The sequence below is a fragment of the Oceaniglobus ichthyenteri genome, assembly GCF_003057885.1.
In the GTDB taxonomy this organism is placed as follows: Bacteria; Pseudomonadota; Alphaproteobacteria; order Rhodobacterales; family Rhodobacteraceae; genus Oceaniglobus; species Oceaniglobus ichthyenteri.
Window position 1 is genome coordinate 84080 of sequence record NZ_QAGK01000006.1, and the last position, 14219, is coordinate 98298.

General features: G+C 58.3%; 12 protein-coding genes. 6 read left to right on the forward strand and 6 right to left on the reverse strand.

The window, feature by feature from the left end; all coding sequences use genetic code 11:
* Nucleotides 1-29 precede the first annotated feature (29 nt).
* Both C8265_RS10670 and C8265_RS10675 read left to right on the forward strand, forming a co-directional pair.
* On the forward strand, nt 30-1349 hold the full coding sequence (locus tag C8265_RS10670) for a M23 family metallopeptidase (protein ID WP_240611044.1): 1320 nt from the start codon (nt 30-32) through the stop codon (nt 1347-1349).
* Complete coding sequence (locus C8265_RS10675) at nt 1339-1860, forward strand: bactofilin family protein (protein WP_108484002.1); 522 nt, start codon at nt 1339-1341, stop codon at nt 1858-1860. Before C8265_RS10670 ends, C8265_RS10675 begins: the two co-directional genes overlap by 11 nt.
* 105 nt (nt 1861-1965) lie before the next feature.
* On the opposite strand, the gene C8265_RS10680 is transcribed toward C8265_RS10675, so the two are convergent.
* The 5 genes from C8265_RS10680 to C8265_RS10700 form a co-directional block, all read right to left on the reverse strand.
* Entirely contained in the window at nt 1966-2739 is a 774-nt protein-coding gene (locus C8265_RS10680) for a DUF2189 domain-containing protein (RefSeq protein ID WP_108484003.1), read from the reverse strand.
* A 131-nt stretch (nt 2740-2870) separates the two neighbouring features.
* Nucleotides 2871-3998 (reverse strand): peptide chain release factor 2, encoded by a 1128-nt coding sequence (gene prfB / locus C8265_RS10685; RefSeq protein ID WP_108484004.1) that lies wholly within the window; start codon nt 3996-3998, stop codon nt 2871-2873.
* 71 nt (nt 3999-4069) lie between these two features.
* On the reverse strand, nt 4070-6625 hold the full coding sequence (locus C8265_RS10690) for a penicillin-binding protein 1A (protein WP_108484005.1): 2556 nt from the start codon (nt 6623-6625) through the stop codon (nt 4070-4072).
* A gap of 118 nt (nt 6626-6743) precedes the next feature.
* Nucleotides 6744-7976: an N-acetylmuramoyl-L-alanine amidase gene (locus C8265_RS10695; protein WP_108484006.1), complete on the reverse strand. Its 1233-nt coding sequence runs from the start codon at nt 7974-7976 to the stop codon at nt 6744-6746.
* A gap of 106 nt (nt 7977-8082) precedes the next feature.
* Nucleotides 8083-9279 carry an ROK family transcriptional regulator gene (locus C8265_RS10700; RefSeq protein WP_240611045.1) on the reverse strand — a complete coding sequence of 399 codons (1197 nt, stop codon included), beginning with the start codon at nt 9277-9279 and terminating at the stop codon, nt 8083-8085.
* 181 nt (nt 9280-9460) lie between these two features.
* Here C8265_RS10700 and C8265_RS10705 point away from each other — a divergent pair, with 181 nt between their 5' ends.
* The 4 genes from C8265_RS10705 to C8265_RS10720 all read left to right on the forward strand — a co-directional run bounded on the left by C8265_RS10705 (nt 9461) and on the right by C8265_RS10720 (nt 13066).
* A complete protein-coding gene (locus tag C8265_RS10705) occupies nt 9461-10480 on the forward strand; it encodes a sugar ABC transporter substrate-binding protein (protein WP_108484008.1) in 1020 nt (339 codons plus the stop codon).
* Nucleotides 10481-10626: 146 nt separating this feature from the next.
* Nucleotides 10627-11700 (forward strand): ABC transporter permease, encoded by a 1074-nt coding sequence (locus C8265_RS10710; protein WP_108484009.1) that lies wholly within the window; start codon nt 10627-10629, stop codon nt 11698-11700.
* A complete protein-coding gene (locus tag C8265_RS10715) occupies nt 11700-12467 on the forward strand; it encodes an ATP-binding cassette domain-containing protein (RefSeq protein WP_206050328.1) in 768 nt (255 codons plus the stop codon). The genes C8265_RS10710 and C8265_RS10715 overlap by 1 nt, the downstream gene beginning before the upstream one ends.
* Nucleotides 12464-13066, forward strand: a complete 603-nt coding sequence (locus C8265_RS10720; RefSeq protein ID WP_108484011.1) for a nucleoside/nucleotide kinase family protein — start codon at nt 12464-12466, stop codon at nt 13064-13066. Before C8265_RS10715 ends, C8265_RS10720 begins: the two co-directional genes overlap by 4 nt.
* A gap of 61 nt (nt 13067-13127) precedes the next feature.
* Here C8265_RS10720 and C8265_RS10725 read toward each other — a convergent pair whose 3' ends face one another.
* A complete protein-coding gene (locus C8265_RS10725; RefSeq protein ID WP_108484012.1) occupies nt 13128-14219 on the reverse strand; it encodes a Gfo/Idh/MocA family protein in 1092 nt (363 codons plus the stop codon).

Below are 14219 nucleotides of genomic sequence, written 5' to 3' on the forward strand. Positions count from 1 at the left end.
GGGAATGGCCATAGGACGGGACGGAATACGTGACAGGTAAGACAAACAACTTTATCAAGGCCGCGCTAGAGCGGGCTTTTCCGGAACAACGTTTGTTCCTTCGCTCGGATACGGAAACGCGGTTTATTCGTCTTTCATCGGGTACACAATTTCTGGCCGTATCCGGAAGCGCGGTTGTCGTCGGATGGTCAATCATCGCCACCGCCATTCTGCTGATGGACTCCATTGGGGCGGGAAACATTCGTGATCAGGCAATCCGTGAACAAGCGACCTATGAAAAGCGTCTGAACGCCCTGTCGATTGAACGCGACGCCAGTGCCCAGGCCGCGCGCAATGCACAGGAACGGTTCAATTCTGCCCTGAAACGCGTTTCGATGATGCAATCCACCCTGTTGGAATCCGAGGCGCGGCGCACCGAATTTGAAACCGGCATCGCCCTGACCCAAGACACCCTGCGCCGCACCATCAAAGAGCGTGACGAGGCCCGGATCGAAACCGCCGAACTGACCCAGAAATTAGAAGACACTGGCCTGAATAGCCGCGAAAAAGGCCGCATGGTCGATGCCGAAGCAACCATGGATCTGCTCGCCTCGGCGTTGAACAACACCGCCGCCGAGCGTGATCATATGGCCCACGAGGCCGCCGAGGCCGAAGCCTTTGCCGAAGCGGTCATCAATGATCGCAAGCTGGTCGAAATGCGCAATGACCGGATTTTCACCCAGCTGGAAGACGCGGTAACGATCTCGATCGCGCCGCTCGACAAGATGTTTCGCGCTGCCGGTCTGGATACCGATTCGCTGCTGAACTCGGTGCGCAAGGGATACTCGGGCCAAGGCGGCCCGCTGACCCCGATCACATTCTCGACCAAAGGCGAAGGACCCGATGCCGACTCCCTGCGCGCCAATGGAATTCTGGATAAACTCGACCGGATGAACATGTACCGCATCGCGGCGCAAAAGGCTCCGTTTGCCCTGCCGATCAAATCGGCGTTCCGCTTTACCAGCGGGTTTGGTCCCCGTTGGGGCCGGATGCACAGCGGAACAGATTTCGCCGCGGCCCATGGCACTCCGATCCATTCCACCGCTGATGGTGTGATTATCCATGCGGGCTGGCAATCGGGCTATGGCCGTCTGGTCAAAATCCAGCATGAATTTGGAATTGAAACCCGCTATGCGCATATGTCCAAGATTCACGTGAAAGTGGGCCAAAGGGTCTCGCGCGGGGACCGTATTGGTGATATGGGGAACACCGGGCGTTCTACCGGAACCCATCTTCATTATGAGGTGCGCGTGGGCGGACGAGCCGTCAATCCGATGACCTATATCAAGGCAGCGAAAGATGTTTTCTAAAAGCAAAATCAACGAGCCGGGACCAAAACAGGGAGGCGAATCTGTGCAACCATCAAATGCCCCGTCCAAAGACGGCAGCGCATCCCCCCGTACGTCAACTGATTTCTCGCCGTCGGCGCCCAAGGCAAAGCCGCCAGCGTCAATCCTTTCGGCTGATCTGGTGATCAAGGGCAACCTCAAAACCACTGGCGACATTCAGATCGAAGGCACCGTCGAAGGTGACATTCGCGCCCATCTGTTGACTGTCGGCGAAGGTGCCACCGTCAAAGGCGAAGTCATGGCCGACGATGTGATCGTGAACGGCAAAGTCGTGGGCCGGGTCCGTGGATTGAAGGTACGTCTGACATCAACCGCAAAGGTCGAAGGCGACATCATTCACAAGACCATCGCCATCGAATCCGGTGCCCATTTTGAAGGCTCCGTGCAGCGCCGCGATGATCCGCTGAACCCGTCAGGCCAAGGCAACGCCCCCCGCCCCGGCGCCGCCGCGGATGCACCGCCCAAAGGCTGATAACACCTTGATATTCAATTAAAAACAGGCCCCGCAGTTTTGCTGCGGGGCCTGTTTTTTGTCGGGGTCATGTGAATTACAGAATCGTCTTTCGCATCTGGGCCGTTATGCCCAAATCAAAGTTCGCCGATACAAATGCCAGGTCGCATGGCCCAGAACCGGCAAGACAACGCAAAGCCCCAGAAACAAAGGCACCATTCCAATCAGGCTAAGCGTGGCAACAATCACCCCCCAAGCAAACAAAACGGCGGTGTTTTTCACAACGCATTGCACGCTCAGAATCATCGCGGTGACGAAATCCAATTCCCGTTCCAACAACATTGGCAGGCTCATGCAGGTCAGGGCAAACAACAAAAATGCCAACACGCCCCCCACCACAAATTCAACCGCCAACATGGTCAAACCGTTGGAAGACAGCAACAATTCAAAGACGTTGCCAACTTTGGCCATCGGGTTAAGCCCAAGAAACAAGGCAAAAATCATGTGCGCCAGAAACGTCCAGAACAGAAAATAAATAACGATCAATCCGCCAATCCAAGGGATCTGCCGACTGCGTTCTGACCAGACCACTCCCAGAACCGCGCGCCAATCCAATGGCCTTCCCTGCTCCAATCGGCGACTGACGTCGTATAATCCGACGGCGGCAAACGGCGCGACCAAGGGAAAGCCCAGAGATGTCGCCAATGTCCAGGATACCGTGCCAGCGCCCAGAACGATCATGGCAATCCCGGCCACGGCATAAAACCCGCCAAAGAACAGGCCAAATCCCGGTGCTGCGCGAAAATCCCGCCACCCCAGGGCCAAAGCCGCCCAAAGATCGCCAAGGTCGAGTTTGACAATTTCGGGCCGCGTGGCGGGCGCTGTTGTTACATCCGTCATTCAAAACCTCCGGCAGTGTGATGGAGTTCAGCCTGAACGATGCACAAAATACCCACGTTGATTCAAATCAACACCGCGCGCCCCAAGACCAAACAAATAATCGAATGCGGGCGCATGCCCGCTCCGTTTGGTCAATCGTCGGCGTTTGCCTCGGCGCGGGATTTGCCGGTCAGATCCATCGCCAGAGTCGCCGCCATCAGCCGATCCAGATCACCGTCCAAAACGCCTTGGGTGTCTGACGTTTCAAAATTGGTGCGCAAATCTTTGACCATTTGATACGGCTGTAAAACATAACTGCGAATTTGGTTACCCCAACCCGCCGCACCCTTGGCATCATGGGCCTCGTTGATCGCTTCGTTGCGCCGGTCCAGCTCTAATTGATACAGGCGAGATTTCAGCGCCTTCATCGCAATATCGCGGTTCTGATGCTGTGATTTTTCCGAACTGGTCACAACGATGCCGGTCGGAATGTGGGTGATGCGCACCGCCGAATCGGTGGTGTTCACGTGCTGTCCACCGGCCCCGGATGAGCGGTACGTGTCGAGCCTGATATCGCTTGGATTGACCTCGATTTCGATGTCATCATCCACCACCGGATACACCCAGACCGATGAAAACGACGTATGCCGCCGCGCCGCGCTGTCATAGGGTGAAATGCGCACCAGGCGGTGCACACCCGATTCCGATTTCAACCAGCCATAGGCATTGGGGCCTGAAATCTTGTAAGCGGCGGATTTGATGCCCGCCTCTTCGCCCGGTGTTTCCGATTGCAATTCAACGGTATAACCTTTCTTTTCGGCCCACCGCACATACATTCGCGCCAACATCGACGCCCAATCGCAACTTTCGGTGCCCCCCGCACCACTGTTGATTTCCAGGAACGTATCGTTGCCGTCCGCCTCGCCGTTCAGCAGCGCCTCGATCTCGGCCTTGGCCGCCCGTTCGACAAGCTTTTTCAACGCGGCCACTGCCTCGTTGACGATCTCATCGTCTTCCTCGATCTCACCCATCTCGATCAGTTCGACGTTATCGGAAAGCTCTTGCGCCATACCATCATGAAGCGCGATGGCATCAACCAATGTCTGCCGGTCGCGCATCAGCTTTTGCGCCTTGTCCGGATCATCCCAAAGATCGGGGGTTTCCACCATGGCGTTGAATTCTTCAAGGCGGTGATCGGCGGTGTCGCGGTTCATCCGCTGCCCGATCAGGGTGATGGATTTCTCGATCGCTTCGACCATATTTTGTGCTTCGGCGCGCATAGTCTTCCAATTCGCAAGGTGGATCTTCGGCCCCCGCTGATACCAACGGGGCGCCGACAGGGCAAGCGCGCCTAGTACAATCCGCCCGATGACAGCGACCCAAAGGTCGCTTTTTTCTTCGGAATGACCACGACATCACCGGTTGATGTGCGCACCTGCGCGCCGCCGTCATCCGACTGCCCCTCCTGGAACAACGACAGATCGCTGCCCATGGACCAGCCCCCATCAAAGGCAACGCCAAAAATCGGCTCTTCGCCCAGACGGAAATATTCGGCAACCACATCGGGACCGCTGGCATCATCGGACAGACGCGCCCCTGTGTGGCGGTTGATCTTGATGAACTGGCCACCGGGGGGCACTTCGAATGGGCCGCCGCCGTATTTCTTTACGGCCTCTTGCATGAAGCGGTTGAACACCGGGGCGCACAATCCGCCGCCGGATCCGGATTTGCCCATCGGGCGGGGCCGGTCATAACCGATGTAACAGCCTGCCGCGATTGTGCTGGTAAAGCCCACGAACCACGCGTCTTTTTCATCATTGGTGGTGCCGGTCTTGCCTGCGGTCGGCACGCCCAGATTAACTTTGCCGCGGGCGGTGCCGCGCTCAACCACGCCCTGCATCATCGAGGTCAGCTGATAGGCGGTGATTGCATCCATCACCCGCTCCCGGTTGCTGGTGATTGCGGGGGCGGCCCCGGGATCAATCGATGCGATCTGACATTCGGGGCAGGCGCGCTGATCGTGTTTGTACACGGTCGCGCCATAGCGGTCTTGCACGCGGTCAACCAGCGTGGGTTCAACCCGTTCGCCACCATTAGCAAACATGGAATAGGCGGCGACCATCTTGAACAGCGTGGTTTCTTCCGATCCCAGTGCCCCGGCCAGATAGCGGCCCATGTTATCATAAACGCCAAAGCGTTCGGCATAGCGGCCAACCGTATCCATGCCCACCTCTTCGGCCAATCGCACCGTCATCAGGTTGCGCGATTGCTCAATCCCGGTGCGCAGGGGGGTGGGGCCGTAATACCGGTTGGAATAGTTTTTGGGCCGCCAGATGCCCTGGGGTGTGTTCACCTCGATCGGGGCATCGACCACCACCGTTGCCGGGCTGAATCCACTGTCCAGTGCGGCAGCATACACAAAGGGTTTGAACGACGATCCCGGCTGGCGCGTGGCCTGGGTGGCACGGTTGAACACGGAATGTTGGTAACTGAACCCGCCCTGCATCGCCAGAACCCGGCCGGTGTTTACATCCATCGCCATGAACGCGCCCTGCACTTCTGGCACCTGGCGCAATGTCCAGCGGATGAAACTGCCGTCGCTGTCGCTGGTCATGCGGCGCACCAGAACCACCTCGCCAACCTCCAGCAGATCGCCCGCGACCTTGGCCCGATTACCAAGCGATCCATCGCGCCGCCGCTTGCGCGCCCAGCCCACATCGGCCGGTTCAATCCAGTGGCCATTGCCCTCATCCGCAACGCTTTCGATGCCCAGGCGGGCGCTGGTCTGGCCCACTTCCAACACCACCGCCGGATACCAGGGATTTTCAAGTTCAACGTCGCGCGACACCGCAACATTCGACAGCGCGGCGCGCCAGCTTTCTTCGGTGGTCAGTTGATCGGCAGGAATGGTTTTGCCCGTCCCCCGCCAAATCCCGGTCGAGCGGTCGAAACTTTCCAACTGCTGTTGCAACGCTTCGGCTGCGACCTTTTGCAATTGCGGGTCAATCGTGGCGCGCACACTCATCCCACCTGAGAAAAACTCACCCTCGCCAAAATCGTTGCTCAGTTGGCGGCGGATTTCATCGGTGAAATAGTCGCGCGGCGGCAAGGCCGATTTGAACGATTCAAAATCGTCGTTCTGCACCGATTGCAAAGGGGCCAGGCGCGATGTGCGGTATTGTTCTTCGCTGATATAACCGTTTTCCCACATTTCCCGCAGCACAAAATTGCGCCGAGTGATGGCGCGTTCCTTGTCGCGCACCGGGTGATAGCGCGACGGCGCCTTGGGCAACACCGCCAGATATGCGGCCTCTTCGGGGTTCAGCTCGCTCAATGGCTTGTTGAAATAGGTTTGCGCCGCAGCGGTCACACCAAAACTGTTTTGCCCCAGGAAAATTTCGTTCAGATACAACTCAAGAATCTTGTCCTTGCTCAGGGTGGTTTCGATCCGGCTGGCCAGGATCAATTCCTTGATCTTGCGCTCGGCGCTGCGCTCACCGCCCAACAGAAAGTTCTTCATCACCTGCTGCGTGATCGTTGACGCCCCGCGCAGCGCGCCGCCCCGTGCTGCATCAATCGCCGCCGCAACCATGCCGCGCGGATCATACCCCTTGTGGGTATAAAAATTCTTGTCTTCTGCAGAAATAAACGCGCCTTTTACAAGATCGGGGATTTCGTCCGCCGGGGTAAACAGGCGGCGTTCTTCGGCAAATTCATCAATGATGCGCCCTTCGCGCGAATAAATCCGCGAAATCGTCGGCGGCGTGTATTGGGCCAACTGATCGGTGTTGGGCAAGTCACGGGAATACATCCAGAAAATCGCACCGATGGTCAGCGCGGCAAACATCACCCCGATGGTTACCCAACTGAAAATCGCGCCAAAAAATGACAGCACAAAGCGGATCATTCACCAAAACTCCCAAATCACTGTCATTGTTATATAGGGTCGCCAAACCGGGGTCAAAACAAGCCGGGCAATTTGCCGCCCAACCCGGCGTCACAAACGCGTCACTGGCCGGTGTAGGTTATTGGCGCAACAGCTTTGCCTCGGCGGCGTCATCCTCGGCCCAGCGGACCAATCCATCGCGGATTCCCATGGCCGCCTTTTGGCGCCACGTCTCACTTTGCAATCGGCGCCTGTCCCGCTCGGACGAGATAAACCCAAGTTCGATCAGGGCCGATGGAATATCGGGCGCTTTCAAAACTGAAAATCCCGCGCGCAATCTTGGCCGTTTGTGCAAATCACCCGTGCGTTCGGCCAGCCCCGCCACAAGGGTTTGCGCCAGACGTTCGGCCCTTGGGGTGGTGTTCAGGCGCGCCATATCCATCAAAACGCCCGCGATCACATCATCCTGATCGGCCAGATCAATACCCGCCAGCAAATCGGCGCGGTCATGGCGTTCGGCCAACAGGCGCGAGGCTTCGTCGCTGGCCTCAACCGAGAGGGTGTAAACCGTAGAGCCCGATGCGCGCCCTTCGGCCAAGGCATCGGCGTGAAGCGACAAAAACACATCCGCCCCCGCCTGCCGCGCCACTGACACGCGGGTTTCCAGCGGCACGAACACATCGGCGTCGCGGGTCATGACCACCTGAAACCGTCCCGTTGCATTCAACACGTCGCGCAAATCAAGCGCAAAGCGCAGCATCAGATCGGCCTCGATCAGGCCCTCGGCCTCGGCCCCCGGATCAATGCCGCCGTGACCCGGATCAAGCACCACGATCAGCGGGCGATCCCCGGTTTGGCGCGCACGCGGTTCGGGCAGATTGGGCACCGGGGCCGCGCCCACAATCGCCCCGTCGGGCGCGCCGGCCTGATCGGCAAAGGTTTCGGCGTCGGTCCTGGCCATCTGCACCTTGAGCGTGGCACCGCCATTGTCCTGACCGGTCAGCAGACCGGCGGTTTCCAACAGCATCGGGCGGTTCAGGGTCAACACCATGCGCGACCAATCGTTCAAAAACGGCCCGGTGATCACGTCTGACACATGATCACTGCGCAGGATCAATGACATGTCTTGCCCGCCCCAATCAACCTTGGAAAAATCCACCACCAGACGCGGCGGCGCATCCAGCGTGAAAATGCGCCAGGGCACCGGTTGTGACAACGCCAAAGTGATGCGCAGACTGCCACCCATATCGGTTATCGACGATGCCTCAAGATCAGGCCGGGCCAACGCGCCCAGCGTTTCCTGCGCCTGTGCAATGGGCGCAAACGGCAACAGCCCCATCAGGGCCACTGTGATGGATCGGTATATGGTCATCGACTGCTCTGCTCTATCGAACCTGTTTTCGGTCCGTTTTTTGCATCTTACCGCAAAGGCCCCCGTGGCGGAACGCCAAATTGAACCATTTTACGACTTTCCCACCCTAGGCCCAGGCGGCGTGGCTGTTCAGTAAGAACTGTGCATAGATCGGCACCGCCGCCGCGCCGATGGCGCGGGCGTTGGCCCCCACTGCGCCCTCATGCACCCGTGGCAGGGTCAGGCCGCGCAAATCCTGCCGGGCCAGATCGGCCCTGATCGCGCTGACAAGGCGCGCGCGCACCTGTGGAGGAAACGCGCCATCGATGACGAAATCCCTGAAATCAATCACGCCAGACACCGCCACGATCCCCTGTGCAATCGCGCATGCGCTTTTTTTGATCCATGGGGCAACGGCAGGTTCAAACCCCGACCAATCCTGCGGGACGTTCCACAACTGCACCGGGTCCAACCCCATGGCGCGCATCTGTTTTTCCAAAAGATAAATCGATGCCAGATCAATCAATTGTCGCCGCCCGTCCGGTCCGGCAATCGGCAACGATCCGAACGCACCGGCATTGCGGCCCGGCCCATCATAAACCGAACGGTTCAGAACAATCCCGCCTCCAATAAAGGAGCCGACGAAAAAATACCCGAAATCCCCCAATTGCGGCCCCACCCCAAACACATGTTCCGCCCGACAGGCGGCGGTTGCATCATTTTCTACATGCACCGGAAGGGCCGAGAATTTGGCGATTTCATTGGCAAATGACAGATCGCGCCACACCTCCAAATCTTCGCGCGGCGCTCCCATGCTTTCGTGCCAGTTCCATATTTCATACGGTGCGGCGATGCCGATGCCCAGAATACGCTGGCGTTGCTTTGGGGTCAGACTTTGGGCGAACCGATCCAGCCCATCCTTCAGAAAACCAAACACACAATCCGGCACCGGTGCGGCATAATTTATCTGGGAGTGCACGCGCACCCGGCCAAGAAAATCCATCACGGTTAATTCTGCACTGCGACGTCCGATTTTCAGCCCCACCGACAAAACGCCATCAGGACTTAACAGCATCGGAACACCGGGTTTGCCCACCCGGCCCCGTTGCGGTTTGCCCTTTTGCACAAAACCGTCACGTTCAAGACTGCGCAGGATCACCGAAACCGTTTGCGGTGACAGCCCTGAACGGCGCGCGATCTCGCTGCCGGGCAAACCACCGTGGCGCTGAATCAGCGACAGAACCAGGCGTTCATTATGGTCGCGCACCCGCGCCTGATTGACACCGCTGGTGGGTTCGCCTGGTTCAAAAATCGGGTGTGTCACATCGCTCTCCTTGGCGGGAAATTGGCCCACGTCCATTAATAAATCAAGTTTATTTATTTATTGACGCATGCCCGGTAATTCAGGTTAAAAAGGGGGCGCGCCTTGCGATTTGATTCCGCCAAGGCCCCGCCAAAAAAGGCATCACAACATGCCGAATTCACGTTTCTTGGGAGGAAACCAGATGAATAAACTACTTGCCGGAACTGCGATTGCATTGGCCGCCACCACCGGCGCCGCCTTTGCCGAAAGTCATTCGGTTACCGCGTGTTTGATTACAAAAACCGACACCAATCCGTTTTTCGTGAAAATGAAAGAAGGCGCACAAGCCAAGGCCGATGAATTGGGCATGACCCTGAAATCCTTTGCCGGCAAGATTGACGGCGATCATGAAACCCAGGTGGCAGCAATTGAAACCTGTATTCTGGATGGCGCAAAGGGCATTCTGCTGACCGCGTCCGACACATCGTCAATCGTCAGCGCCGTACAACAGGCCCGCGATGCCGGGTTGGTTGTGATCGCGCTGGATACGCCCCTGTCACCGATTGATGCCGCCGACATGACATTTGCCACCGACAACTTTTTGGCCGGCGAACTGATTGGCAAATGGGCTGCCGCCACCTTGGGCGATGAGGCCGCAAACGCCAAGATTGCAATGCTGGATCTGGGTGTCAGTCAGCCAACCGTCGGCGTGCTGCGCGATCAGGGGTTCATGACCGGTTTCGGCATTGATATCAAAGACCCCGGAAAATGGGGCGATGAGGATGATCCGCGCATCGTGGGCCATGACGTGACCGCAGGCAACGAAGAAGGCGGCCGTCGCGCCATGGAAAACCTGTTGGCCACCGACCCGGAAATCAACGTGGTTTATACCATCAACGAACCCGCCGCCGCCGGTGCCTATGAGGCGCTCAAGGCGATTGGGCGCGAAGGCGATGTGTTGGTTGTATCGGTCGATGGCGGCTGTCCGGGCGTGCAGAACGTGGCCGATGGCGTGATCGGCGCCACCAGTCAGCAATATCCGCTGCTCATGGCCTCAAAGGGGATCGAAGCGATTGCCGCCTTTGCCAAGGATGGCACCCTGCCCTCGGCAACCGATGGAAAAGACTTCTTTGATACCGGCGTTGCGCTTGTCACCGATCAACCGGCCGAGGGTGTCGACAGTATTTCCGTCAAGGAAGGCATGGAGCTCTGCTGGGGCTGATCGAGGATCGTGAACCGGAAAGCGGGCGGCACCCTCGCCCCTTTCCACCTTTTGGGCAGGGCGCGGAATTTCCGATGCCCCTTGCCCAAAACGATTGGCACACGCGGCCAGATGATCAGGACTCAAAGCCATAACCGGGGGATTTTATGCCAGAAACTGACCGAAAAGGCCAGGATTACGAAGCCATTGCCGCAACCGGGCCGGGTGCAATTGCACAGTTCGCGGATGAACGGCGCGGCTGGATTCCAAAGTTTCAGCATGCGTTGCATAAAACCCCATCCCTTGTGCCGCTGATTGTTCTGGTTTTATCAATCCTGATTTTCGGGGTTCTTCTGGGATCGAAATTCTTTTCGCCCTTCGCCATGACACTGATCCTGCAACAGGTTCAGATTGTTGGCATTCTGGGCGCAGCACAGGCGCTGGTTATTCTGACCGCCGGGATCGATCTGAGCGTTGGCGCGATCATGGTGTTCAGTTCGGTCATCATGGGGCAATTCACCTTTCGCTATAATCTGCCGGTGGAATTGGCGGTGCTGTGTGGGCTGGCCGTGGGCACAGCAATTGGCGCGCTGAACGGCTATCTGGTGGCACGGGTGAAATTGCCGCCGTTCATCGTGACGCTGGGCATGTGGCAAATCGTGTTGGCGGCGAATTTCCTGTATTCCGCGAATGAGACAATCCGAAGTCAGGAAATACAGGAACAGGCCCCGCTTTTGCAATTCTTTGGCACCACGATCGAGGTGGGCGGCGCACGCCTGACCGTTGGCGTGGTGTTCATGGTGCTGCTGGTGTTTTTCCTCGCCTATGTGTTGCGCCAAACGGCCTGGGGGCGGCATGTTTATGCGGTGGGCGATGACCCCGAAGCGGCGGAATTATCCGGCGTTCAGGTGAACAAAGTGTTGATTTCCGTCTATGCCCTGTCAGGTCTGATTTGTGCTTTTGCCGGTTGGGCGTTGATCGGGCGCATCGGGTCCGTGTCACCAACATCCGGCCAATTGGGCAATATCGAATCGATCACCGCCGTGGTGATTGGCGGCATTTCCCTGTTTGGTGGGCGCGGATCAATCGCGGGGATGATGTTTGGCGCGCTGATCGTGGGGGTGTTCACCCTGGGCCTGCGCCTGCTCGGGGCCGATGCCCAATGGACATATCTTTTGATCGGCGTGCTGATCATTGCCGCCGTCGCCGTGGACCAGTGGATCAGAAAGGCATCCGTCTGATGGAACCGATTTTACAAGGCAAGAACCTGGTCAAACGCTATGGCAAGGTAACCGCGCTGGATCATTGCGATTTTGAGCTTTATCCCGGTGAAATCCTCGCCGTGATCGGCGACAATGGCGCCGGAAAATCCAGCCTGATCAAAGCCGTTTCAGGCGCCACCATCCCGGATTCAGGTGAGGTGTATCTTGAGGGCAAGCGGGTCAATTTCTCGTCGCCACTGGATGCGCGCGAACATGGAATTGCCACGGTGTATCAGCAATTGGCCCTGTCGCCCGCCCTGTCGATTGCCGACAATATGTTCATGGGGCGCGAGCTGCGCAAACCCGGATTTCGCGGCAAATGGCTGCGCCAGCTCGACAAACCGGCGATGGAGAAATTCGCCCGCGATAAACTGTCGGAATTGGGGTTGATGACGATTCAAAACATCAATCAGGCGGTTGAAACCCTTTCGGGCGGTCAACGCCAAGGCATCGCCGTGGCCCGCGCCGCCGCCTTTGGCAGCAAGGTGATTATCCTGGATGAACCCACCGCCGCCCTGGGTGTGAAAGAATCGCGCAAGGTGTTGGAGCTGATACAGGATGTGCGTGCGCGCGGCGTGCCAATTGTGCTGATTTCGCACAATATGCCCCATGTGTTCGAGGTGGCAGATCGCATTCACATTCACCGTTTGGGCAAACGGCTGACGGTGATCAAACCGGGTGATTACACCATGTCCGACGCCGTGGCGTTCATGACCGGCGCCAAAGAACCCGAGATGGCCGCATGAGCGACCCCTGCGCCGCCGCGCTGCGCCTGCCTGCCGGGCGGCACCTGATTGCCGTGGCCGGTGCCCCCGCAAGCGGTAAATCAACCTATGCCGTGCGTCTGGCCGAGGATCTGAATGCCAAGGGGCGCAAGGCGCAGGTGGTGCCGATGGATGGGTTTCATCTGGACAATCGCATATTGGCGGCGCGCGGCGACATTGCCCGCAAAGGCGCGCCATACACGTTCGATCATCGCGGATTTCACCGGCTGATGCAGGATATGAAATCGGGCGGCAGCGTCGTCTATCCGGTGTTTGATCGCGCGCTTGATATGTCCATCGCCGGGGCCGAAATTTTGGAACCTGACACCGATCTGGTGATCGTCGAGGGCAATTACCTTCTGTATGACCATCCCGATTGGCGTGGTCTGGCCAAGCTTTGGTCACTTTCGATCTGGTTTGACGTGCCAGAGGCGGTGCTGACCGCGCGCCTGATGCAACGCTGGCGCGATCACGGGTTCGATGACAAAACCGCCACGGCCAAGGTTCGGCAAAACGATCTGCCCAATGCGGTTGAAATCGCGGCGCGCGCCCTGCCCGCCGACATGACCCTGACACAATAAATCGTGCGCGCGATCTGTCGGCATCACACACCTGTTCACGGTTCAGCGCGGAACACCGCCGCTAGATCTCGATCACGCGCTTTTCCAACGCCGATTGTTGCGCCGCCATGCCCATGGCCACGGCCCGCTCACCATCGCGCAGGGTTACGTCAACCGGCCCGGCCCCGCGCACGGCGGCGTTAAACCGGTGGTGTTGGTAAAACGTCGATCCATTGTGATCGCCCGCCGTCAATAACGCCGGATCCACCGGAATTTCCACAATCTGCGGCCCTTTGGGGTGGCGCGGTGAAATCACCACCTGCGGCACGGGCGGATCACCCAGATGGGGTGGCCAAAACCGCCCCGGCCCGGGCACCAATGCCTGAATCTTTCCCAAGGGGCCAACGGCGCTGATTTCTTCCTGAAACCGCGCGCCTTCGGCATACATGCACAGTTCCAACATCGCGCGCGCGCCGCTGGCGAAATCAACGATTACATAGGCAGTATCCCAGATATCCGACGCTTCGCCGTCATAGGTTTCGTCCAGATGGTTCACGACCTGCCCGCCACTGGCCATGACGCGCACCGGTTCGGATTGCAGAATAAACCGCATCAAATCAAAGAAATGACAGCATTTTTCCACCAACGTCCCACCGGAATTGCGGTTGAACCGGTTCCAGTTGCCGACCTTTTCCAAAAACGGAAACCGGTGTTCGCGGATGGTGAGCATTTTGATACCGCCCGTCGCCGCTTGCATCTGCGACAGAAACGTTTGCACCGGCGGCATATATCGATATTCCATCGCCACCCAGATCGGCGCGGCGTAGTTTTCGCCAATCGCCAGCACCCGCGCCCCATCGGCCGGATCGGTGAACAAGGGCTTTTCCATCAGCAACGGCAGCGGCCGTTTGGCGGCGATCTGCTCCAGGATATCGGCGTGGGTGTGGTTGGGCGCCACAACCACCAGGCAATCCAGCGGCTCAAACGCCAACAGATCGTCAAGCGTGGCGCAAAGGGTGGCCTGGGGCGCGATTACCTGTGCCGCAGTGGCCATTGCGGCGTCGGGTTCAAAAATCGCCGCCACCCGCGCACCCGGGATCAACGCAATGTTGCGCAAATGCTCCTGGCCCATCATGCCACAGCCGATGAGGCCATAATTTACCGTGTTGCTCAT

Bases quoted from the DNA above. Each gene is read 5' to 3' on its own strand.
- C8265_RS10675 (WP_108484002.1), top strand. From the start codon at position 1,339: ATGTTTTCTAAAAGCAAAATCAACGAGCCGGGACCAAAACAGGGAGGC.
- C8265_RS10680 (WP_108484003.1), bottom strand. From the start codon at position 2,739: ATGACGGATGTAACAACAGCGCCCGCCACGCGGCCCGAAATTGTCAAA.
- prfB (WP_108484004.1), bottom strand. From the start codon at position 3,998: ATGCGCGCCGAAGCACAAAATATGGTCGAAGCGATCGAGAAATCCATC.
- C8265_RS10690 (WP_108484005.1), bottom strand. From the start codon at position 6,625: ATGATCCGCTTTGTGCTGTCATTTTTTGGCGCGATTTTCAGTTGGGTA.
- C8265_RS10695 (WP_108484006.1), bottom strand. From the start codon at position 7,976: ATGACCATATACCGATCCATCACAGTGGCCCTGATGGGGCTGTTGCCG.
- C8265_RS10705 (WP_108484008.1), top strand. From the start codon at position 9,461: ATGAATAAACTACTTGCCGGAACTGCGATTGCATTGGCCGCCACCACC.
- C8265_RS10710 (WP_108484009.1), top strand. From the start codon at position 10,627: ATGCCAGAAACTGACCGAAAAGGCCAGGATTACGAAGCCATTGCCGCA.
- C8265_RS10715 (WP_206050328.1), top strand. From the start codon at position 11,700: ATGGAACCGATTTTACAAGGCAAGAACCTGGTCAAACGCTATGGCAAG.
- C8265_RS10720 (WP_108484011.1), top strand. From the start codon at position 12,464: ATGAGCGACCCCTGCGCCGCCGCGCTGCGCCTGCCTGCCGGGCGGCAC.
- C8265_RS10725 (WP_108484012.1), bottom strand. From the start codon at position 14,219: ATGAGCAACACGGTAAATTATGGCCTCATCGGCTGTGGCATGATGGGC.